Annotated in this window: 25 protein-coding genes and 1 tRNA gene; 18 read left to right on the forward strand and 8 right to left on the reverse strand. The window is 36.0% G+C overall.

The window, feature by feature from the left end:
• Positions 1-95: 95 nt before the first annotated feature.
• From clpX to lysM, 4 genes are all read right to left on the reverse strand, one after another.
• On the reverse strand, positions 96-1,340 hold the full coding sequence (gene clpX, locus B0186_RS04390) for an ATP-dependent protease ATP-binding subunit ClpX (RefSeq protein ID WP_078218183.1): 1,245 nt from the start codon (positions 1,338-1,340) through the stop codon (positions 96-98).
• Between the two features lie 25 nt (positions 1,341-1,365).
• Positions 1,366-1,947 carry an ATP-dependent Clp endopeptidase proteolytic subunit ClpP gene (clpP, locus tag B0186_RS04395; protein ID WP_078218184.1) on the reverse strand — a complete coding sequence of 194 codons (582 nt, stop codon included), beginning with the start codon at positions 1,945-1,947 and terminating at the stop codon, positions 1,366-1,368.
• Between the two features lie 86 nt (positions 1,948-2,033).
• Entirely contained in the window at positions 2,034-3,332 is a 1,299-nt protein-coding gene (gene tig / locus B0186_RS04400) for a trigger factor (RefSeq protein ID WP_078218185.1), read from the reverse strand.
• A 210-nt stretch (positions 3,333-3,542) separates the two neighbouring features.
• On the reverse strand, positions 3,543-3,986 hold the full coding sequence (gene lysM, locus B0186_RS04405) for a peptidoglycan-binding protein LysM (protein WP_078218186.1): 444 nt from the start codon (positions 3,984-3,986) through the stop codon (positions 3,543-3,545).
• Between the two features lie 237 nt (positions 3,987-4,223).
• Here lysM and B0186_RS04410 point away from each other — a divergent pair, with 237 nt between their 5' ends.
• Positions 4,224-5,645, forward strand: coding sequence for a GspE/PulE family protein (locus B0186_RS04410; RefSeq protein ID WP_078218187.1), 1,422 nt, complete (start codon positions 4,224-4,226; stop codon positions 5,643-5,645).
• 79 nt (positions 5,646-5,724) lie between these two features.
• On the opposite strand, the gene B0186_RS04415 is transcribed toward B0186_RS04410, so the two are convergent.
• Entirely contained in the window at positions 5,725-6,984 is a 1,260-nt protein-coding gene (locus B0186_RS04415) for an HlyC/CorC family transporter (protein WP_078218188.1), read from the reverse strand.
• A 248-nt stretch (positions 6,985-7,232) separates the two neighbouring features.
• Between B0186_RS04415 and ffh the strand changes: the two genes are divergently transcribed.
• Entirely contained in the window at positions 7,233-8,609 is a 1,377-nt protein-coding gene (gene ffh, locus B0186_RS04420) for a signal recognition particle protein (RefSeq protein WP_078218189.1), read from the forward strand.
• A 49-nt stretch (positions 8,610-8,658) separates the two neighbouring features.
• On the opposite strand, the gene dauA is transcribed toward ffh, so the two are convergent.
• Positions 8,659-10,395 (reverse strand): C4-dicarboxylic acid transporter DauA, encoded by a 1,737-nt coding sequence (dauA, locus tag B0186_RS04425; RefSeq protein ID WP_078218190.1) that lies wholly within the window; start codon positions 10,393-10,395, stop codon positions 8,659-8,661.
• 135 nt (positions 10,396-10,530) lie between these two features.
• Here dauA and B0186_RS04430 point away from each other — a divergent pair.
• The 16 genes from B0186_RS04430 to B0186_RS04500 all read left to right on the forward strand — a co-directional run bounded on the left by B0186_RS04430 (position 10,531) and on the right by B0186_RS04500 (position 20,760).
• Positions 10,531-10,620: transfer RNA gene (locus B0186_RS04430), tRNA-Ser, on the forward strand.
• A gap of 200 nt (positions 10,621-10,820) precedes the next feature.
• Complete coding sequence (locus tag B0186_RS04435) at positions 10,821-12,032, forward strand: tyrosine-type recombinase/integrase (RefSeq protein ID WP_078218191.1); 1,212 nt, start codon at positions 10,821-10,823, stop codon at positions 12,030-12,032.
• Between the two features lie 490 nt (positions 12,033-12,522).
• A complete protein-coding gene (locus B0186_RS04440) occupies positions 12,523-12,726 on the forward strand; it encodes a helix-turn-helix transcriptional regulator (RefSeq protein WP_078218192.1) in 204 nt (67 codons plus the stop codon).
• A 4-nt stretch (positions 12,727-12,730) separates the two neighbouring features.
• Entirely contained in the window at positions 12,731-13,447 is a 717-nt protein-coding gene (locus tag B0186_RS04445; RefSeq protein WP_078218193.1) for a hypothetical protein, read from the forward strand.
• 4 nt (positions 13,448-13,451) lie between these two features.
• Positions 13,452-14,465: a P2 family phage major capsid protein gene (locus B0186_RS04450; RefSeq protein ID WP_078218194.1), complete on the forward strand. Its 1,014-nt coding sequence runs from the start codon at positions 13,452-13,454 to the stop codon at positions 14,463-14,465.
• Between the two features lie 79 nt (positions 14,466-14,544).
• Positions 14,545-15,405: a hypothetical protein gene (locus B0186_RS04455; protein WP_078218195.1), complete on the forward strand. Its 861-nt coding sequence runs from the start codon at positions 14,545-14,547 to the stop codon at positions 15,403-15,405.
• Positions 15,406-15,556: 151 nt separating this feature from the next.
• Positions 15,557-15,751, forward strand: a complete 195-nt coding sequence (locus B0186_RS04460) for a helix-turn-helix transcriptional regulator (RefSeq protein ID WP_078218196.1) — start codon at positions 15,557-15,559, stop codon at positions 15,749-15,751.
• Entirely contained in the window at positions 15,751-16,092 is a 342-nt protein-coding gene (locus B0186_RS04465; protein ID WP_078218197.1) for a transcriptional regulator, read from the forward strand. The genes B0186_RS04460 and B0186_RS04465 overlap by 1 nt, the downstream gene beginning before the upstream one ends.
• A 42-nt stretch (positions 16,093-16,134) precedes the next feature.
• Positions 16,135-16,275 (forward strand): hypothetical protein, encoded by a 141-nt coding sequence (locus B0186_RS11635; protein ID WP_158077958.1) that lies wholly within the window; start codon positions 16,135-16,137, stop codon positions 16,273-16,275.
• 123 nt (positions 16,276-16,398) lie between these two features.
• On the forward strand, positions 16,399-16,911 hold the full coding sequence (locus B0186_RS04470) for an ash family protein (RefSeq protein WP_158077959.1): 513 nt from the start codon (positions 16,399-16,401) through the stop codon (positions 16,909-16,911).
• Positions 16,904-17,119: a hypothetical protein gene (locus B0186_RS04475; protein ID WP_078218199.1), complete on the forward strand. Its 216-nt coding sequence runs from the start codon at positions 16,904-16,906 to the stop codon at positions 17,117-17,119. Before B0186_RS04470 ends, B0186_RS04475 begins: the two co-directional genes overlap by 8 nt.
• Positions 17,112-17,333, forward strand: a complete 222-nt coding sequence (locus tag B0186_RS04480) for a hypothetical protein (RefSeq protein WP_078218200.1) — start codon at positions 17,112-17,114, stop codon at positions 17,331-17,333. The genes B0186_RS04475 and B0186_RS04480 overlap by 8 nt, the downstream gene beginning before the upstream one ends.
• Positions 17,326-17,580: a hypothetical protein gene (locus B0186_RS04485; protein ID WP_078218201.1), complete on the forward strand. Its 255-nt coding sequence runs from the start codon at positions 17,326-17,328 to the stop codon at positions 17,578-17,580. The genes B0186_RS04480 and B0186_RS04485 overlap by 8 nt, the downstream gene beginning before the upstream one ends.
• A complete protein-coding gene (locus B0186_RS04490) occupies positions 17,577-17,798 on the forward strand; it encodes a hypothetical protein (RefSeq protein WP_078218202.1) in 222 nt (73 codons plus the stop codon). The genes B0186_RS04485 and B0186_RS04490 overlap by 4 nt, the downstream gene beginning before the upstream one ends.
• The gene (locus B0186_RS04495) at positions 17,798-18,784 is read left to right on the forward strand and encodes a tyrosine-type recombinase/integrase (protein ID WP_078218203.1); all 987 of its coding nucleotides are present in this window, start codon (positions 17,798-17,800) and stop codon (positions 18,782-18,784) included. Before B0186_RS04490 ends, B0186_RS04495 begins: the two co-directional genes overlap by 1 nt.
• A 50-nt stretch (positions 18,785-18,834) precedes the next feature.
• Entirely contained in the window at positions 18,835-20,760 is a 1,926-nt protein-coding gene (locus B0186_RS04500) for a DNA primase family protein (RefSeq protein ID WP_235817176.1), read from the forward strand.
• Positions 20,761-21,319: 559 nt separating this feature from the next.
• On the opposite strand, the gene ruvC is transcribed toward B0186_RS04500, so the two are convergent.
• Together ruvC and B0186_RS04510 are read right to left on the reverse strand one after the other, a co-directional pair.
• Positions 21,320-21,889 (reverse strand): crossover junction endodeoxyribonuclease RuvC, encoded by a 570-nt coding sequence (gene ruvC, locus B0186_RS04505; protein WP_078218205.1) that lies wholly within the window; start codon positions 21,887-21,889, stop codon positions 21,320-21,322.
• 59 nt (positions 21,890-21,948) lie between these two features.
• Positions 21,949-22,380, reverse strand: a complete 432-nt coding sequence (locus B0186_RS04510) for a hypothetical protein (RefSeq protein ID WP_078218206.1) — start codon at positions 22,378-22,380, stop codon at positions 21,949-21,951.
• Positions 22,381-22,391: the final 11 nt, after the last annotated feature.

The raw sequence follows: 22,391 nt of genomic DNA on the forward strand, positions 1-22,391 counted from the left end.
AATGCGTGGGATATGGGGGTACTTTATTAAAGATCAAGCTCAAAAACAAAAAAGTGCGGTAAAAACTACCGCACTTTCAGTACTAGATGCGTTGATTAGTTATTAAATGTTAATACTGGTGCTTTATTTTCTGTCACAGTTTCTTCTTCTACCACAACTTTTTGCAAGTTCTCAATAGAAGGAAGATCGTACATTGTATCAAGCAATAACCCCTCAACAATTGAACGTAAACCTCGAGCCCCTGTTTTACGAGCTAAAGCCTTTTTCGCCATGGCAACTAAAGCTTCTTGCGTGAATTCTAATTCCACATTTTCTAAACCAAACAGCACTTGATATTGTTTAGTTAAGGCATTTTTTGGCTCAGTTAAAATTTGCACTAAAGCATCTTCATCTAATTCGCTTAACGGTGCAATCACAGGTAAACGTCCAATAAATTCTGGAATTAAACCAAACTTCATTAAATCATCAGGTTCAACTTGTTTAAACAATTCCGTTAAACTGACTTTCTCTTCCTCAACACGAACATCAGCACCAAAACCAATGCCCTTTCCGCCCGTATTAGTTCTTTTTTCCACAATTTTATCTAATCCAGCAAAAGCACCACCGCAAATAAATAAAATCTTGGAAGTATCTAAACGTAGCATTTCTTGCTGAGGATGCTTACGTCCACCTTGTGGAGGAATAGAGGCAACAGTTCCTTCTACTAATTTTAATAAGGCTTGTTGTACGCCTTCACCAGAAACATCACGAGTAATTGAAGGATTTTCTGACTTGCGTGTAATCTTATCAATTTCATCAATATAGATAATGCCTTGTTGCGCTCTCTCGATGTCGTAATCACAATTTTGTAATAATTTTTGCAATACGTTTTCCACATCTTCACCCACATAACCAGCCTCGGTTAAAGTGGTTGCATCTGCCATGGCAAAAGGAACATTCAACATACGTGCTAAGGTTTGCGCCAGTAAAGTTTTTCCGCTACCTGTTGGTCCAATTAACAAAATATTACTTTTGCCCAACTCTACATCAGAGGCATTATTTTCACTGCGTAAACGCTTATAGTGGTTATAAACAGCAACAGCCAATACTTTTTTGGCATAATCTTGACCAATTACATAATCATCTAAATGTGCACGAATTTCATGTGGCGTAGGCAATTTAGGCTCTTCCGCTTGAAATTCCTCATCTATGTCTTCAATGTCATCGGCATTAGCAAGCATATCATGGCACAGTTCAATACATTCATTACAAATGTAGCCCGAAGTGCCAGCAATTAGCTTATCTACGTCTTTTTGCTCTTTACCACAAAAAGAACAATGTAATTCTTTTTCTTTTGTCATCTCGTTATCCATCTCTAGCTGATCTCTATCGCTTAATTAATACTTCATCAACTAAACCATATAATTTTGCTTGTTCAGCAGACATAAAATTATCACGATCTGTATCTTTTTCAATTTGCTCAAGAGATTGCCCCGTATGGAATGCTAAACGTTCATTTAAAGTCTGCTTAATTTTCAAAATTTCTTGTGCATGAATTTGAATATCAGAAGCTTGTCCTCTAAATCCGCCCAAAGGTTGATGAATCATCACTCTAGCATGAGGTAATACCGCTCTTTTACCTGCCGTTCCACCTGCTAATAAAAACGCCCCCATAGAACAAGCCTGTCCAATACAAAGAGTTCTCACATCAGGCTTAATAAATTGCATAGTGTCATAAATTGCCATTCCCGCCGTTACAGAACCACCGGGAGAATTAATATAAATATTAATATCTTTGGCAGGATCTTCAGCCTCTAAAAAGAGAAGTTGAGCAACAATAAGATTTGCCATACGATCTTCAACTTCTCCACTTAAAAAAATCACACGCTCTTTTAATAAACGTGAATAAATATCATAAGATCGCTCACCTCTTGATGTTTGTTCTACGACCATAGGAATGACGCTCATATATACCTCTGCTAAAAAACGTAAATAACAAAAGTGCGGTTATTCTTTTAAAAACAACCGCACTTAAAACCATAAAAGGCGATAAATTATGCTTGTGGATTCATCACTTCATCAAATGAAGATGCTTTCTCAGTTACCTGTGCTTTCGCTAATACCGCATCAACTGCTTGTTCTTCTAACACAACATTACGAATATTATTCATTAACTCTTTGTTTTGACTATAATATTCAACAACTTCTGCTGGTTGCTCATAAGCTGAAGCAATATCTGCAATCATTGCATTTACACGTTCTTCATCTGCTTTTAATTCATTAGAAGCAATCACTTCTGAGAATAATAAACCAACTTGAACACGGCGTTTAGCTTGTTCTTCAAATAATTCACGTGGTAATTGTGCTGCTTGTTGAGCATTACCGCCAAAACGTTGTGCAGCTTGGTTACGTAATACTTCGATTTCTTGTTCAACTGCAGCTGCTGGAACGTCAATTGGGTTTTGCGCTAATAAACCATCAATTACTTGTGTTTTAACACGAGAAACTAAGGCATTTTTCAATTCACGTTGCATATTTTTTGCAATTTCACTACGTAAATCTGCTACAGTTTTTGTGTTTGGACCAAATTTTGCAACAAATTCATCTGTTAATTCAGGTAACTGCATTACTTCAACTTTCTTCAAAGTAATTGCAAATTTAGCTGCTTTACCTTTTAAGTTTTCAGCATGGTAAGTTTCTGGGAAAGTCACATCAATTTCAAACTGTTCGCCAGCTTTATGACCTACGATACCTTCTTCAAAACCAGGGATCATACGACCTTGTCCCATAGCTAAAACGAAATCTGATGCTTTGCCGCCTTCAAATTCTTCGCCATCAACTGAACCAACGAAATCAATTGAAACACGATCATCTGCTTTAGCAGCATCTTGAGTTTCTGCCCAAGTTGCTTGTTGTTTACGCAATACATCAAGCATTTTATCAATATCAGCATCTGAAATTTCAACAACTGGTTTTTCTACTTTAATTTGATCTAAACCTTGTAGTTGAACTTCTGGGTAAACTTCAAAAGTTGCTGTAAATTTCAATTCTTTACCAGCTTCAAATTGTTCTACGGTAAATGTTGGGCGACCAGCTAAATTTACTTTATTTTCAAACATAACATTAAAGAAATGTTTTTGTAATAAATCGCCTAATACATCTTGACGAACAGATGCACCAAAGCGTTTTTCAATAATTTGCGCTGGTACTTTACCTTTACGGAAACCATCAACACGAGCATTTTTAGCAACACGTTTTAATTCTTCACGCACAGCTTGCTCAACAGTTTCAGAAGGAACGGTGATGTTTACACGACGCTCAAGACCTTGAGTTGTTTCAATATTAAATGACATTATGTTACCTCAAAAAGAATTTGCACTCGGCGGAAACGCGCACCGAACACGTTAGTAAATAAAATTTAAGTTAAAAGACGATGAATTATAGCGATACAAAAGCAAACAGTCGAGGAAATGGCAAATAAAAATCTGCATTTGAACAATTTTTAGTCTAAAAATAAAAACCTTATCCGAAAATAAGGTTTCTATGTTAGATATTTTTAGACATTATAAAACTTTTGGTAGACGAATTTTTTGCCCTGGGAAGATCTTATCAGCATCTTTAATTACTTCTTTGTTAGCTTCAACAATAGAAGTATATTTTGTTCCGTTACCATAAGTTTTTTCAGCAATTTTCCATAAAGTATCGCCTTTTTGGATAATATAAAACTCATCATCACTTGCTAGAGTTTCACCATTTGCAATAGATACGTTGCTTACTTCAACACGATCAATCCCCATCACGTTACCAGCCATTAAAACTGCTTTTTCTAATGCTTCAGCAGAAACGGCATTACCAGTAAAATGAGCTACACCATCTTCAACGCTAACAGCTAAATTCTCAACGCCAGGGTTATCTTCAGCAATATGGTTAGTTACAGCTTCAGAGGCCTCTTCAGTTTTAGAGAATAATTTTCTACCAATATCTCCAACAAAATCAAATAATCCCATGTTTTCTCCTTAAATATAGAAATAAATTAGGGGCGCAACCTTAACGAAATAATCTAAAAACAGCAAGCTACTTTACAATCTTTTTACAAAAAACTTTTCTACAATAAAAATACAGATATTTAATGCTATAAGCGTTATTTTTGCGACTTAGCTCGCAAAAAAGTGCGGTAGTATTTCTCCATTTTTTCGGATTACAACAAAATTCAATACATTATTCATCAATATAAGTATCAAAATATGGCAATTTCTCAATCCGAAAAAATCTCACCAATAGTGTTCAGCATTGCTGGAAATACCTATGAAATCACACCGCACTTATGGCAAAAAAATCAGCAACAACATCAACTTCTTCTACGTTATTTCGCTATTCCCTTACAAGAAAATGAACAAACTTTGTGGCTAGGCATTGATAGCCTAAATAATATTAATGCCTGCGAAACATTTGCTTTTTTATATGGAAAAATTGTAGAACCTGTTTTGCTTGATAATCAATTACTTAAGCGGTTATTACAAAATTTATCGCCGCAACAAAATAAAAAGAACATATTGGTTGAAGAACCTCTTATCAATCAATATGCACAAGAACATGAAGTAGAAATAGCACAAAAATCAGATGAGCCTGTTATTCAATTATTAGATCAAATTTTTGAAAATGCCTTAAAGCAAAATACTTCCGACATTCATATTGAACCCCAAAGTAACTGTGTGCAGATACGTTTCAGAATAGATGGTATTTTACAATGCCAATCCCCTATTCCTCTTTCTCTTAGTCATCGCATTATTTCACGCTTAAAATTATTGGCAAAATTAGATATTAGTGAAACTCGCTTACCTCAAGATGGACGATTTCATTTCAAAACTACTTTTTCCGACTTATTGGATTTTCGCCTCTCAACACTTCCAACCAATATGGGAGAAAAAGCGGTATTGCGTTTACAACAAAATAAACCTGTACAGTTGAGTTTTTCCGAACTGGGCATGACAACAATGCAACAAAAACTTTTCCAACAAGCCCTATCTCAGCCGCAAGGACTTATTTTAGTGACAGGACCAACGGGAAGTGGAAAAAGTATCTCACTTTACACCGCACTTCAGTTCTTAAATGATGAACATAAACATATTATGACTGCGGAAGATCCCATAGAAATAGAGTTAAAAGGGATTATCCAATGCCAAATAAATCCACAAATTGGCTTGGATTTTAGCCGATTATTGCGCACCTTTCTTCGTCAAGATCCTGATGTGATTATGCTGGGAGAAATTCGTGATAATGAAAGTGCCACAATCGCATTAAGAGCGGCACAAACAGGACATTTGGTTCTTTCTACTTTACACACAAATGATGCGCCTTCTGCCATTTCTCGCTTACTGCAATTGGGCATAAAACAACATGAAATCGACAATAGTTTATTGCTCGTGATAGCTCAGCGGTTAGTGCGAAAAAAATGCCAACATACAGAACATGAAAACTGTACTTGTCATCAAGGTTATCAAGGTCGGATTGGAGTTTATCAATTTTTACAACCGCACTTGATAGATAATCAGATTCGCTATCAAACAGATTATCGTCATTTGCGTGAAAGCGCTATGGAAAAAGTGCGGTCAGAAATCACAGATTTAGCCGAAATAGATCGGGTTATAGGGCAAGCTAATGAATAATATTTAGGAGAAAATTAAAGCTCAATTCTTTGCTTTTACAAATAAAAAACGGATCTTCATGATCCGCTTTTTAACTCATCTAAACCTTTTCAACTTTAACCTGTTTGATCATATTATCTGCTACTTCTAATACAGTAATTTTTAAGCCATTGATTTCACATTCTTTCCCTTCATCAGGAATTTCTTCTAAATGCTCTAAAATCAGTCCATTAAAAGTGCGGGCATCTTCGGTATCTAAATTCCAATTAAATAACTTATTTAAATCCCGTAAATTCGCAGATCCCTCGATAATAATCGAGCCATCAGATTGTTGCGTCACTTCTTCATCAATAGAAGGAGCGGTTGACGTAGTAAATTCTCCAACGATTTCCTCTAAAATATCCTCTAAAGTAACCAATCCTTTAATGTCACCATACTCATCAACCACTAAACCGATACGCTCTTTATTATTGCGGAAGTTAAGTAACTGTGCATTTAACTCCGTTCCTTCGGGAATAAAATAAGCCTCATCGACCGCACGAATTAAAGTTTCTTTACTAAACTCATTTTTATCTAACATTAAGCGATAAGCTTCTCGAATACGTAAAATGCCAAGAACATTTTCATCAATGCTCCCCTTATAAAATACAACTCGGCTATGTGCAGCGTGATTAAGTTGACGCATGATCGCTTTCCAATCGTCATCAATATCAATCCCAGCAATATCATTGCGTGGCACCATAATGTCATCAACGGTTACTTTTTCTAAATCAAGGATAGAAAGTAGCATTTCTTGGTGCGCAGAAGGAATATATTGACCAGATTGGTTAACTATTGCACGTAATTCCTCTGGACTAAGAGAATGTGCTTTTGCCTCATTTTTTAAGCGAAACAATTTCATTAGCCCACGAATAAACAAGTTCATAATAAAAACTAATGGGCTAAAGATTTTTAGTAATACGCTAATAATATGACTGGAAAGAAAAGCGACTTTTTCAGGATAAAGTGCGGCAATAGTTTTAGGGAAAATTTCAGCAAAGATGAGCATAACAAAAGTAAGCAAACCTGTTGCAATAGCCACGCCCATATCGCCATATAAACGCATACCAATCAGTGTTGCGATTGCGGATGCAGATATATTGACTAAATTATTACAAATAAGAATTAGGCTAAGTAAAACATCTGTTTTTTTGAGCAATTTTTCTGTCTTTTGTGCGCCTTTATGCCCTTTTTCTGCAAGAAAGCGCATACGATAACGATTTACTGAAAGTAATCCAGTTTCAGAACCAGAAAAATAAGCAGAGAGAATAAGTAAGATAATTAATGTAATAAATAAGGTACTAAGGGGGATGTTATCCAAAATATAATCCTTTCGTTTTATTCCTAAGTGTCATTACAATTTCGTTCATGACAAACATAAAAACATTCTATCGTTCAAAGCTCACTTAGCGAGCAATAAGGTACAAGATCATACCTGAATTTGTACAAATGATCATTCTTATTCTAGCTATACGGAATAAAATCCCTATAAATTTCTTGCAAATGATGAAAATCCATCAGATTTCAGTATAATTGAGCCAATTTTTTTCAGAGAATGTAGGATTAAAAATGTTTGAAAATTTATCGGATCGCCTATCAAAAACCTTGCGTAATATTACGGGTAAAGGTCGCTTAACTGAAGATAATATTAAAGATACGTTACGTGAAGTCAGAATGGCGCTATTAGAGGCGGATGTTGCCTTGCCAGTTGTGCGTGAATTTATTAATCAAGTTAAAGAACGCGCGATTGGTGAAGAAGTCAATAAAAGTCTTACGCCAGGTCAAGAATTTCTTAAAATTGTTCAAGGCGAATTAGAAAAAGCCATGGGCGTGGCAAATGAGGAACTCAATTTAGCCACTCAACCTCCCGCCGTGATTTTAATGGCAGGCTTACAGGGTGCTGGTAAAACGACCTCTGTAGGTAAGTTGGCAAAATTCTTGAAAGAGCGCCATAAAAAGAAAATCATGGTTGTTTCAGCTGACGTTTATCGCCCTGCTGCGATTAAACAATTGGAAACCTTAGCACAATCTATTGGTGTTGATTTTTATCCTTCTGATGTTTCACAAAAACCTGTTGAAATTGCACGTGAAGCATTGGCTGATGCGAAACTCAAATTCTATGATGTCTTAATTGTGGATACAGCGGGCCGTTTACATGTTGACGGCGAAATGATGGAAGAAATTCAACAAATTCATACCGCACTTAATCCAATCGAAACCCTGTTTACTGTGGATGCAATGACGGGGCAAGATGCTGCAAATACCGCAAAAGCCTTTAACGAAGCCTTACCACTTACAGGGGTAATTTTAACCAAAGTTGATGGTGACGCTCGTGGTGGTGCCGCACTTTCCATTCGTCAAATTACGGGTAAACCAATTAAATTCCTTGGTGTTGGAGAGAAAACAGACGCACTAGAACCTTTCCACCCAGATCGCGTTGCCTCTCGTATTTTAGGAATGGGTGATGTGCTTTCTTTGATCGAAGACTTACAACGTTCGGTAGATCAAGAAAAAGCAGAAAAAATGGCACAAAAATTCAAGAAGGGCGACAGTTTCACTCTCGAGGATTTTCGTGAACAGCTTATCGAAATGAAAAAAATGGGTGGTATGATGTCCATGCTAGAAAAACTACCGGGCGCTAAAAATCTTCCCGATCATGTCAAAAATCAAGTTGATGACAAAATGTTCAATAAAATGGAAGCTATCATTAACTCAATGACCTTAAAAGAACGTGCAAATCCAGACATTATCAAAGGCTCACGCCGCCGCCGAATTGCTTTAGGTTCAGGCACACAAGTACAAGATGTGAATAAGCTATTGAAACAATTTGATGAAATGCAACGCATGATGAAGAAAATGCGTAAAGGTGGTATGGCAAAAATGATGCGTGGAATGCAAGGTATGATGGGCGGTTTAGGTGGATTAGGAAATATGTTTAGACGCTAATATCTATATATGCTTATAGGGCGAGTTATTCACAACTCGCCCTTATTCTTTACACTTTTGCTAGCCCTCTAATTTTTCGATAAACCACATCCAAATTTGTACTGAAATGAATTTTATTTATTTCCTTCGCTTTCTTCGATTTTACAATGGTTCTTAAAGGCTGAAATTGCATATTACACATATGTAATTCTTGTTCAGGCAACATATGCTGAACAAAACGGGTTAATGCATGAATTCCCCCAGCATCAAGTACAGTTACTGCATCACATTGCAATACAATATGTTTAATATCCCGTCCAGTATGCGTAGTTTTCTCATGTAAATCCGCAAATAAATTATCTGCGGCAGCAAAAAAGAGCGGTCCACTAATACGATAAACTACCGTATCAGATAAATCTTCAGGCTGTGCAATCTCAAAAGATTTGGTCATTTCTGCAATAGTACGAATAAACAATAAACTGGCTAAAAGTACGCCAACTGTAATAGCGATAACCATGTCAAAAATAACAGTAAGCACCAAACAAGTTAGCAATACCGCAATTTCATTCGGACCAGAACGGCGGATCAATTGTACAATTTGCCCTACATTCGCCATATTCCAAGCCACTACGAGCAATAAAGCCGCCATAGAGGAAAGCGGTAAATAAGATAATGCTTTTGCAAAAAATAGCAGAGAGAATAAAACTAATAAGGCATGAACAACACTGGAAATAGGCGAAACCGCCCCTGATTTTACATTTGCAGCCGAGCGAGCAATAGCCGCTGTCGCCGTAATCCCACCTAAGAATGGTGAAGCAATATTTCCCAGTCCTTGCGCTAATAGCTCATTATTAGAATGGTGCTTAGTGCTGGTCATATTATCCAAAATCACTGCGCAAAGTAGAGATTCGATTGCGCCTAACACTGCCATAGAAAATGCTGCAGGTAATAAGGCTTGTAACGTATTGAAATCCCAAGTAATAACTTCCCCATTTGCATTGGGAATATTCCAAGGCAAGATAAATTCAGGCAACACATTTGGAATTCCATAACCTGTGGTTCCATCTGATAAAGTGTAAGCAAAAGAAGAGCCAATTGTCGCTACATCAAAACCGAAATGAATAAGCGTAATTGATAATAATGTGCCAACAATCACAGCAGGCAAATGACCTGGTATCGCTAAACGAAACTTATGCCATTGAGTAAGTAAGATCAAAGTAACTGCCCCTACAGCGGTATCAGCCCAATTAATCGTTGAAAGTGCGGTAAAAATTGCTTGTACTTTGCCAAGATAATGAGCAGGCATTGTAGCAATATCCAAACCGAGAAAGTCTTTGATTTGTAAGGTTGCAATAACAATACCAATACCACAAGTAAACCCAAGGGTAACAGAGAGTGGGATATATTCAATCAAACGTCCTAGTCGAAAAAGCGCCATTAACACCAAAATAACGCCTGACAATAAAGTTGCCATTAATAAGCCACTTAGCCCGAACTGTTGAGTGACTGGATATAAAATCACTACAAAAGCAGCCGTAGGCCCAGAAATATTAAAACGAGAACCGCCAGCTAATGCAATGATAATCCCTGCAACAATTGCTGTATATAGCCCATGTTGAGGAGGCACGCCACTGGCAATAGCCAATGCCATTGACAAAGGAATGGCAATAACCCCGACAGTAAGACCTGCAATAATATCTCTGATTAAATGCGACTTACCGTAACCTACCTTAAAACTATCTTGCAACGCACTAAAAGGACGAACAGCAAGAAAAATATTTTTCGTTAAAAACCACTTTTTCAACATATAAATCCCGACAAGATGACAGAAAAGACAATATTGTAGCTGAAATTTATTCTAATAATTTGTTTTAGCGCAAGAAAAATAAAAAACACTTGACGGAGTTAGAATAAATCTTTATATTCTCGCCCGAACTTGAATGGTGAGATGTCCGAGTGGTTGAAGGAGCACGCCTGGAAAGCGTGTATGTGGGAAACTGCATCGGGGGTTCGAATCCCCCTCTCACCGCCATGAAACTGTAAAATAATGTTTGTCTTGTCAAAAAAATAGTTAAAAATCAATATTTTAGAAGTTTTTAACTGTTCGCCTTGTAAAAAAAAGTTTGTCATTGTAATCGCTTGATGTTCCCTTTTATGTTCCCTTCAAATTTTTGAAGAAAAAAAGGTAACAACAAAGCTATTTTTTTAATCATTTCAAAGAGATGCTTAACAATGGCTAAATTTATAAAACCTTTAACAGATACCCAACTCAAAAAACTGAAATTTAGTGAAAAATCCTACACTTTAGGCGATGGAAATAACCTTTATATTTTCGTTTCTAGCAAGTCTAAAATATGGCAATTCATATACACCCACCCAACCACTAAAAAGCGCATAAAAAAGAATATTGGTAAATATCCGGCAGTATCTTTAGCTAAGGCAAGAGAGAAAACTATAAGCTATCTTGAATTATTGGAAGACAATATAGATCCTTTTGAATATGCTGCAGAGCAAGCGGAACAAGAAAGAAAAAACGCTATTACAGTGCGAGAAATGGCGAATATATGGAAAGATAAGAAAAAATCCGAGGTATTGCCCGCAACTTTTAAGGATTTATGGCAGCGTTTGGAATTATGGCTTTTTCCTACTTTTGGTGATGTTCCTATTAAAGATATTAAACTGAGCGAAGTTATCAAGCAATTTACCCCAGCTTATGAGATACGCCCCGACACTATAAGAAAAGTTTCGCGCTATTTTGTGAGTATTTTAGAGCGTGCGGTTATTCTTGGATATTTAAACTACAACCCTTTATCAAGCATGAAAGGCGAATTTAGAAAACCAGTTGCAACGCATCAGCCGGCTATTCATTATTCTGAGTTATCCGCCTTTTTATCTTTGTTAGTTAAAGCGCATTTAAACCCTTTAACAAAGTATCTTATAGAATGGCAACTTTTAACCATGGTGAGACCCGCGGAGGCAGTTCAAGCAGAATGGCATGAGATAGATTTTATTAATAAAACTTGGCATATTCCAGCGCATAAAATGAAAGGATTAAAAGACCGCAAAAAGCCGCATATAGTCCCTTTATCTTCTCAAGCCTTGGCATTATTAGAGGAGTTAAAAAAATATAGTTTGCACTCTTCTTATTTGTTCCCAAGCCGACTAGACCATAATAAACACTATAGCAGCGGATCGGCTAATGTTGCGATTAAACGCATAGACAACGGCAGCTATAAGGGGAAGTTTACTTCTCACGGTATCAGATCAACAGCAAGAACTTATATGACTGATGTTGGCATTGATCATTTTGTTGCTGAGGCTTGTCTAGCGCATACAACAGGGAACGAAGTAAGCCGCGTTTATAATCGTTCTAACTATCTTGATGCACGTCGTAGCGCCATGCAAAAATGGGGCGATTATGTAGAGCAATGCAAAAAGATTTAAACTTATCGCAAGGCGGAGAATATCCGCCTTTTCTTGTTGTCTATTATTATATCAAATTGCAATATCTAACTAAATGAAAAATCAAGCAAAACAGGCTTTTTTTTATTATTTTTTGCGCTTAACAATCGCAAGCAAACCCCCGCCTCGCCCGCGCATTAAAAGGGTATGTTTTAACGCAAAAATAGCAACCGCCCCACTCCTTGCCAATACTGGAGCCCTTTAACGTTTTAATAGTCGTTTTTATTACGCAATACAACGCAACAAAACGCAAAATAACGCAGATAAATTCAATCTTTGAAAGCGCTTAATTATTAACCTTTTAAAGCCCTATTATCTCAATCTTTAAAAAAACGCCTTAAATTACATTATTTTTGTTAAATCCTACTTAACACCCCTCACAAAATGACAAAAAAACGCGCTTTTTATAATCTACACCCGAACCGCAACGGAGCATATAGAACGCATACGGAAAGAAAAAGGGGGCTTAAATGTGACGGAGCAAACCAACAAAGAGCGCTTTATAAACATAGACGAAGTAGAGCATAGAACAGGACTAAAAAAAACAGCGATTTATGAACAGATGAAAAAAGGGCTATTCCCAGAAAACATCAATATTTCTTTAAATCGTGTTGTATGGCTAGAAAGTGAAATTAATGACTGGATAGCCGAAAAAATCAGACTAAACAGAGGTTAACACCATGACAGAAAAACAAACAATAGAGCAATTAAACGCAGACTTTCAGAAAGAAAAGACCGTTTATCTACAAGAAGTTAAAAAGCTAGAAGATTTAAAGGCGCAAAAGAAAAAGGCTGAAAATATTGTTCTAGCCCTTAAAACAGAGCTAGAAAAAGCAAAAGAACAACCGCAGAAAATTTTATCAAGCGGAAAAAAACTTCAATTAGAAGATTATAAAAAAGCAAGATTATCATCATCAGAAACTATAGCAGAAATTGAATATTATCAAGCCTTTATTGAAGATATAGCGGATATAATCTACACCCAGAAAGAAACCGTTTTTTATTCTGCTCAAAAATTAAGAAATATTAAAGGCGGTATTTTTAATCTAAAAGCAAAAGAATTAATAGTAGAATTCACAAAAGAAAATAAAAATAAACTTTCAGAAATTGCATCATTAATTTATTTTTCAAATTTAAATCTTAATGAAAAAAAATTATGGAATGGAGTTTCAGATAATGAAGATAGAAAAGAAAAAACACTATCTTATTTATTATATGAAATTAAAAAGGTTATTATCATATCTCAATTATCTGATAATGAATTTAATATCCATAAAGTTGTAAATAGTGATGAAGTTAAAAGCATCATGACAAAACACCGCGAAAGCATCGAACAAGCACATTCAGGCGAATTAAAAGGCTTTAATAAATTAATTAAAAATCTAAATCAAGGGTAAAAACATGCAAAAATTCACACAAGAACATCTAGATAACTACTACAAGAAAATATTTTCTAAAAATCTAAACCATGATGAAAATTTAAATCATGATGAAGATCTAAATGTTAATTTTAATTCAGTTTTGACTTTAAATGAACAATCAGAGAATGATTTATTAAGAAGAATGAGATTAAATGAATTTTTTAATCTTATTAATATCATTAAAGCAACAAACCCAACAGGCGAAACTATAGGCTTAAAATTGCCAATAGCTAGCACAACAGACACAGACAAAAAAGGCAGAGAACCAAACGCAAGCCATTTACAGCCTACTAAACAATATCATTGCAAACAGATTAATGTTGATGGCTATATTCCTTATTCAAAATTAGATGCATTAGCTGGCACAATTGACAAAGATTTTGCGCTAATTTATGAAGAATTGTTAGATAATGAAATTATATCTAGTTTGCTTTTAGCTGGCTTTAATGGGCGCAAGCGTGCGGAAACCTCAGATCCAACAGCTAACCCACTAGCACAAGATGCGGCGGAAGGTTGGATCGGAAAAATTGCAAATCATGCAAAAGCGCAAGTGATAACAGGCGCAACAGTGGGAGCAGATCGCCAATATAAAAGCATTAATGCCCTTATCAAAGCCGGCTTAGAAAAAATCCCAAATCCAATCAAAGCGCGCGGGGATCTAATTGCTATTTGTGGGCGTGATGTTTTGCTTGATAGCCGTATTGAAATAAAATATAGTGATTTAACGCAAAACCAAGCCGAAAAAATAACAGTATTGAACCAGCTACTAGGCGGATTAAGAGCGGTAAATATTCCATATTTTCCAGCAAATTCAATCTTGATTACACGTTTTGATAATATCTCGTTTTATTTACAGCGTGGCACGGTGCGAACCTTTAAAACGGAAAATCCAAGCCTAGACAGATTAGAATTATATAATTCGATGTGTGTAGATTTTATTATCGAAGATTATCAATCATGCGCACTGATTGAGAATATCAATATTGAAGAATAAAAAATCATACTTAAATAACAATAAAAGGCGGGGGAAACCCCGCTTTTTTATATCTAATATAAATTTCAAGGAGCAACAAATGACCAAAATCAACTTACCGCCTAGAAAGTGGTATAGCCTAGAAAAAGCAATTAGAGAAATAAAAAAACGCACTGGAGAGGAATTAGATATAGAAGATTTATTGCATTATTGGGCTATTGGGAAATTAGATTTTTCAACGAGATTTATCAAAAGTAAATATAGAATAACTATAAGTGATTTAATATTTAATCCTAAAGATATAGAAATAACTTATTATTTTTCTTCTAAGGATGTGAATCTAAGAGATTTTAATAAATTTGAGCTTTGTATTTTTGATAGAATAAATAATAAAAACATTGAAGATAATAATAATCTAAATGTAGAAGCTTTATTGAGAATTTTTCCGCCTTATTTCATTTACACCCCTGAATCAATGAGGGAAATAATAAATAATGGCATTCCATTTTATAGTAATTTATCATTAATATCCCCTAGCGAGTTTAAAGATTCATTCGGCATTAATTTAGCAATAAAACTTGATAAAGAATTTCATATAAATCTAGAAAATATTTGCATTTTTGAAAATGACATAAATAGATTTTTGAATAACTCATCACAAAACAATCATGAAAAAATATTTATAAGAAACGCATTTAAAAAAACACATGGTAGACAAGAAAAAGAGCTTAAAAGCATTATATTAAATATTGCTAAAGCTACTTTTGAAGCTAAGCCAATTCATTCAAGAAATAAACTTGTAAATTCAATTTATAACCATTTAGAAAAATATTATTTTGAAGAGTATGAACAAATAGACACAAGAACCATAGACAATTATTTAAAAGAAGCAGGTATAGGAAATCAGAGAACCAGAAGCAAAGAACCAGTACAGATAATAGACAAATACAAAACGGAATAACGTATTTTCACTTATTTGAAAAAAAACCTTTTTTCATAGAAAAAAAGGTTTTTTTCATATAAATCACATTACCTCGCCTTCATAATCCCCCCGACAAACATCACAAGACAACACAAGCAAGCATTATTTGACACATCAACAAGGGGAAATCATGGAGAAAAAAGACGCAACACCACTTTTTTATTCAACAAAAACTATCTGCAAAATGCTAGATGTCTCTAGAGCTTATATTTATGAGGCAGTACAAGCCGGCAACTTTCCAAAGCCGATCAAAGTGGGGCGGTTAAACCGCTATAAAGCAGCAGATATTCACGCTTATATAAATCAATTACAGGAGCTTAACTAATGGCAGGATTAACAATTAAATGCCCTTTTTGTGGCGGTAGATGTTCAATCAGAAACAGCGAGCGCCCGAGCATTTTAACCGTTCAAGCAGATATTTATTGTAATAATTGCGGAACGCTTAGCGCTGATTTTGTGGGTCAATTAGTCAATGTAAAAAGAGCCGTTTTTGTGGATTGTCCCGAGGTTTCTAACTGGAGCAAAACCGAAAAAGAGCAAATAAACGAGGACGGCAAGCGCCCTTTAAGCAATGCGGAAAGGGTGCAACAACTTAAAGAGGGGAAACAGCCCGATTTATTCAAAGGAGAACCAGAGCCGCGCGATACATCGCATTATTTAAAGTAAAGAATTAAAGAGATGAATATTATCAACAAGGAGCTAATCAAAATGCTAGAACTTATAGACAAATCCGACAAGGTAAACCGCTTTTTATGGGGATTAATGATCTTATTATTTATTACAGGGATAAGTTATCTATTACCCGATATTTTAAAAGCCTTAGCGGAATATCAACAGGCGCTAAATTAACCCAATAAAAAAGGCTTGCCCAATAGAGAGAATGACAAGCCTAATATCCAAAAATTTCAAAGAGTCACAACTATGACCAAGAAAAATAATACTGATTTTTCACTTAAAAATCAAATAAAATTCATGAAAAACAATTATTTTCATGAAAATCTTTCAATATCAAAAACCTTTACAAAGTGCGGGCAATTTTCTAATATTTCCTTGCGTCTGAAAAAAACAGATGTCAGCCGTGACAAGCTGAAAATTCAAAAGGCGAATAATCGCACGCCTCAAGCGTGTTTTTTTATTCGTAATTTACGCACACCTAAAATAAATCTAGCAATAGATCTATTCTCAATGGTAGAGCGTAAAGGGCAACGTCTAGGCGTTGGCTGCTTTCCTTTTGAGGCAGTTTGTCACCCCTTTACGCTTTACCGCCCGACCGTGACAAGTCTAGCGGAAAGCCTTAGAAAATATCAAAAGGACACCGCAAAAATGCTTTATAAATTCATTTTATTAGGCAAAAACCGCCTACACCTCACTATTTTAGCCGACAGCGAGCAACAAGCACGCAACCGCCTAAATCTTACCCGTGCTATCTGTTACGCACGCATTAACCCAAATCATTACCGCACTTTAGGGGGCGTTTATGCTTAACCTATCAAACGAAATCGAAAGAGTACAAAGCGCATTAAAAATCATTAGTCAAGATTTAGCGACAGCTAAAAAACATGCAAAAAAGGGCGATTTTGAAAACGCTGAAATATGGCTAAATATGGCTTATTCCTGTCTTTCTATCATTGTGCAAGCTAATGAAATCGCACAAATGAAAGCGAAATATGGCGAGGGCTCAGACGATGAATAAAGAACCTTTGTTAGATTGGAATGAGTTTGACGCTTTAATTATGGAATTAAGACAAATAGCGGACTTAGTGCATGTTGTTTCTTTAACGCTTGAAGATACAGAAACAAGCGCATTAGGCGCAATTAATAGCTTAATGATGCGCATAGTAGAAGAATTAACCGAAAGACAAGAGCAACAAGCAAGAAGAGCACAGAGAGGACAGAGCAATGAATAACCCAACTTTTGAACTAATAAAACCTTTTTACCCAAACCCGAGCGAATGGCACAAATTAGAAGATAAATTAAACGAGTTTCAAGCCTTGTTAAGTTTGAATGCGGCAATGCTTATCGCTTATGAAAATATCAAAAACATCAATGTAATAAGCGATTTAAACGGCATTCATGCAATTTATCAAGAAAAGCTAGAAGATGAATTTTCTAAGCTATTTTCATTTATTCAGGCGCAAGGGGGCGAACAATGATTACTAGTCGCATCACCTTACCAAGCGGGACAGTTGTAGAGCTTTTTGCCTCAGATGAAACGCTTTTTAATAAAATCGCTTTAAATGAAGACTTTAGAAAACTAGCTAAAAAATACATGGAGCAAGAGCAAAAAAGCAGAGAACAAGCGAAAAAACAAGCGAGAAAAAAAGCAAAGAAAGCCGCTAAACAAGCGAGAAAAAAAGCGAGGGGGAACTAATGGCAACTTATCAAAAAAGGGGCGATAAATGGCGTGCTATTGTGCGCAGACAAGGTCTTATAAAATCAAAATCATTCAAAACCAAGGCGAAGGCAGTGATGTGGGCGCATGGATTAGAGGCAGAAATAGAATGCGGTATTTATAAAGAAATCGCGGATATTCCACTTTCTCAAGTCGTTGAGCGCTATATAAGAGAAGTTACCCCAACGAAACGAGGAGCAAAGAAAGAAACCCAAGTTTTAAAGCGCTTTTTAAATAACCCTGTTGCAGAAATATCGCTTAAAGATATAAAACCCGATGATTTTAAACAATGGCGTGATGATCGCTTAAAAACCGTTTCAAATGCGACAGTTTTAAGAGAATGGGCAACCCTTGCGAATATTTTCAATGTGGCGATTGTTGAATGGTGCTTATTAAAAGATAACCCACTCAAACGAGTTAAAAAACCAGCCGCACCGAAACCAAGAACAAGACGCTACTCACAGAAGGAAATTGATGCGCTTGTTTCTAATTCTGGCTTTTCATGGGAAGAACCACCGCAAACCGCTACCGCAACGGTAGGCGCAATCTTGTTATTTGCCATAGAAACCGCAATGCGCGCGGGCGAGATTGTGGGGCTAACGTGGGAGCATGTACACATGGAAGACAAAATAGCCCACTTACCGCAAACAAAGAACGGCTGGGCGCGTGATGTTCCTTTATCCGCTACAGCGTTAAAAATCCTTGAATTAATGGCGCAAAAAGCCGATGGGGAAAGCGTTTTTCAAATTTCAACATCAACCCTTGATGCACTATTCAGGAAATTAAAAAACCGCTTGTTATTAAAAGATCTGCATTTCCACGATACAAGGCGGGAGGCATTAACCAGACTAGCGGAGAAAGTGGACGTGATGACACTTGCCAAAATTTCAGGACATCGAGATCTGAAAATTTTACAAAATACCTATTACGCCCCAGATATGAAAAAAGTTGCTAACTTAATCTAATCATACCGCCCGAAATTAAGGGCGGATAACTCAATTTTTAAAGGTCTAATATGATGAACGGACAGAATAAAAGGCTAAAAAATGCGCCTAACCTAAATAAAATCATTAAGCAAAATATCCACCCAGCGCAAGAAATTTTGATTTTAATTGGCGATAATCCTTGGAGTTTTTACCGCAAAAACCCGAAAGACGAAAAGACCAACGGGCAGGGGGCGGGCTGGATATTATTAGCCGACAATATCGACGGAGAGAACCCGAACAGATACAAAGAATTACCGATTATTATTGATGAACGGAATTATAAAGAATTGGATAAGTTGGCGCTTTTACCGAATGAACATAGATGCGCAAGTTTAGTTGATACTAGCGGACTTTTTAAGGTTAAAAGCAATAATAACGGCATCACCATTAGAGAAAATGAAGAGCTATTGCGCAATATTTGCATGAATTTAGCGAAATATACGCAAGTAAACGCCTTTAGCCTTAGAGATTTATTAGGGCAACATTTAGAGGATTTAAGCGCTTATATTGAGCGGTTGAGAGAAGAATATTCACAGGAAAGCGAGGGAGAACCCGAGCTTATCGAACTAGATGCGGACACACTCAAAAAAGCAACCCCAAGCGATAAAGCCGGCTATTTTTTGAAATGGCTGAAGAAACCGTTAGCCTATAATCAAACTCAAGGGCTTATTTATTTTTACAATGGGCAAATATGGCAAGTTAAGGATGAAAACGCACTACAGCGAGAAATTAAAGCATTTTTTGCGGAATATAATGCGAATTATGGCAGCGTTGAAACTATAAACAATATGATCAAATGTTTAACCGTTGATTTACCGTTATTTGATGATGAAATAAAAACAGCGATGGATTATCAATTTTTAGCCTTTAAAAATGGCGTTTTGAATAAGCGCACATTGGCTTTTTTACCGCATAAAAAAGAATATTACCTTACAGCGGTCAACCCTTGCGATTATTTAGAAACGCAGACACCGACACCGCACTTTGATAAATGGCTTGATTTTATTAGCAATGACAGCATAGAGCGGAAAAAAGCGCTTTTAGCCGCTTTATATATGATTTTAAATAACCGCAGTGATTGGCAATTAACGCTTGAATTTATAGGCGAACCGGGTAGCGGTAAATCGACTTTTTTAAACGTGGCGAAAATGCTTTCAGGCGATGCTAACCATGTAGCGATTGACTTAGAAACCTTGCAAAGAGACAGCAAGACCCGAGACATGCTATTAAATAAAACTTTTCTATATGCACCCGACCAAGGGCGATATATTGGCGATAGTTCTGTTTTAAAAGCAATTTCTGGGGGCGATGAAATTCTCGTAAACCCGAAAGGCAAAAAAACATTCAGCGCAAGGATAAACGCTATTATTGCTATATGTTCTAATACCTTGCCAATTTATAAAAATGACGGGGGCGGAATGGAGCGCCGCCGCATTGTATTCCCTTTTTACAAGGCAATAGACGACAGCGCAAGAGATGACAAGCTCACCGAAAAAATTCAAGCGGAGTTAGGGGGGATTATTAGAAAGCTATATGATGAATTTAAAGACCCCGAGGACGCAAAGCAAGCATTAAAGCAACAAAAAGCAAGTGCGGAGGCGTTAAAAATGAAAACAGAAAACGATCATATTCTAGAATTTATTCAAGAATTTGAATTAATGACTCAACCCTCAAATGATTGTTTGATTTTAGGCAGTAGCCGAGGCGTTCCAGCTTATGAAAGCCCTTTAATCTTTGAGCGCTTTTACTGGTGCTATTTATACTACTGTTATATAACAGGGCGAGATGGTAAATTTATTTTAAAGCCAATAGATTTTAAAAAAGAGGTTATCCAAGCATTTAAAACCATAGGCGAAAAACCATTCACAACCCGACAATTAGGCGGAGGTTATAACTACACAAACGCAAAATTCAAGAATAAACATGACACTGTTAACAAATGGCGAAACGCCTAGAAATCCAGTAAAGCCGGACATATACCGGCTTTTTTTATGCGCTTTTTTCACTATTCAGAACCTTGACAATAAACTCTATTCACTTATTCACCTATTCACTTTTTTTAACTTAACTACATGATATATAAAGAATTTTAAAGAGTGAATAAGAAGTTAAAAAGTGAATAAGTGATAAAAATAGCAAAAAGGTGAATAATTTTTAATCAATTTATTTTATTCACTCTTATTTTTTTCTTTTAAAATCAATTAATTACATTCAAAAAAAAGAAAAAGTGAATAAGTGAATAAAAAAGTGTTTGTTGGCTCGGTTGCGTTGTTAGCATTGGAATTTATCAAGCAAAGGGAAAGGATAAAACCTTGTTTTTTTATGTTCTGAATATTCCCAATCACTCAAAATAGATCAATAATCAAAGGCTGATGACAAACAAAAAAGGCGCCTTTTTATAAGGTATGTTCCCTTTTATGTTACCTTTTAAAACTGAACAAGATATTTTTTATATTAAAATCAATCAGTTATAAGCCGGTTAAAATTTCCCTCTCACCGCCATTCACAACCTTTCTAACCTTTTAATCTAAATCTTCCTCTACTGTATTTAGTGCGTAAAAGTGCGATAATATTTTCAGGCGTTTTTATTGTAGCTGAATTTGCGATCTGTAATGAATGATGAATTGAATTTGCATGGGTAATAGCAATAGCTAGGGCGTCGGCAGCATCGGCTTGTGGCTTATCCGATAATTGCAATAGTCGAGCAACCATTTCTTGTACTTGTGCTTTTTCTGCGGCCCCTGTTCCCACTACTGTTTGTTTAATCGTTCTCGCTGAATATTCAAATATGGGTAAATTTTGATTAACCGCGGCAACTATAGCAGTTCCTCTTGCTTGCCCCAGTTTTAAAGCTGAATCAGGATTTTTTGCCATAAACACTTGTTCGATTGCAAATTCATCAGGGTGAAATTGGGTAATAATTTCTGTGACACCGGCATAAATTCGTTTTAAGCGAGTTGGCAAATCATCTATTGAAGTGCGAATAACGCCACTGCCTAAATACTCTAATTTACGCCCTATTTGACGGATGACGCCATAACCAGTTACACGAGATCCCGGATCTATTCCTAAAATAATGGACATTTTATTTTCCAAAAAAATAAATGGACCTCATTTGAGATCCATTTGTTTAAAATTAAAAATTATTTTGCAATTTTACAGTTTCTTGCAAGAATTCGGTTGTTATCTGTGAACATAATTGGAACAACTTTAGAAGCCGTTGCTTGAGTAAAGCCACTTTCTAATGACCATACTTTGTTACCTTCAACAAATTTAGTGCCATCTTGATAGCTTGGATCTAATTTCATTTCTTGACCAACAACTTTACGGTTAATTGTAATTGTTGCAGTATCAATTTTACCATCTACAAATGCGTAAGTTGCTGAAACAACTTTATTTTTCTTACCACTTACATCACAAAAGTATGCTGCTGTCTCAAAAGCTGGAGTAGATTGTGCTACTTTCATTGCATCTGATGCTGCTTTTGTCGCATTGGCACTGTTAGCATCTGCATTTGAACAAGCTGCAATAATTAAAGTTGCTGCAACTGCAGGGAGCATTTTTACTAATTTCATAGAGTTTCCTT

This window comes from Canicola haemoglobinophilus (assembly GCF_002015075.1).
In the GTDB taxonomy this organism is placed as follows: domain Bacteria; phylum Pseudomonadota; class Gammaproteobacteria; order Enterobacterales; family Pasteurellaceae; genus Canicola; species Canicola haemoglobinophilus.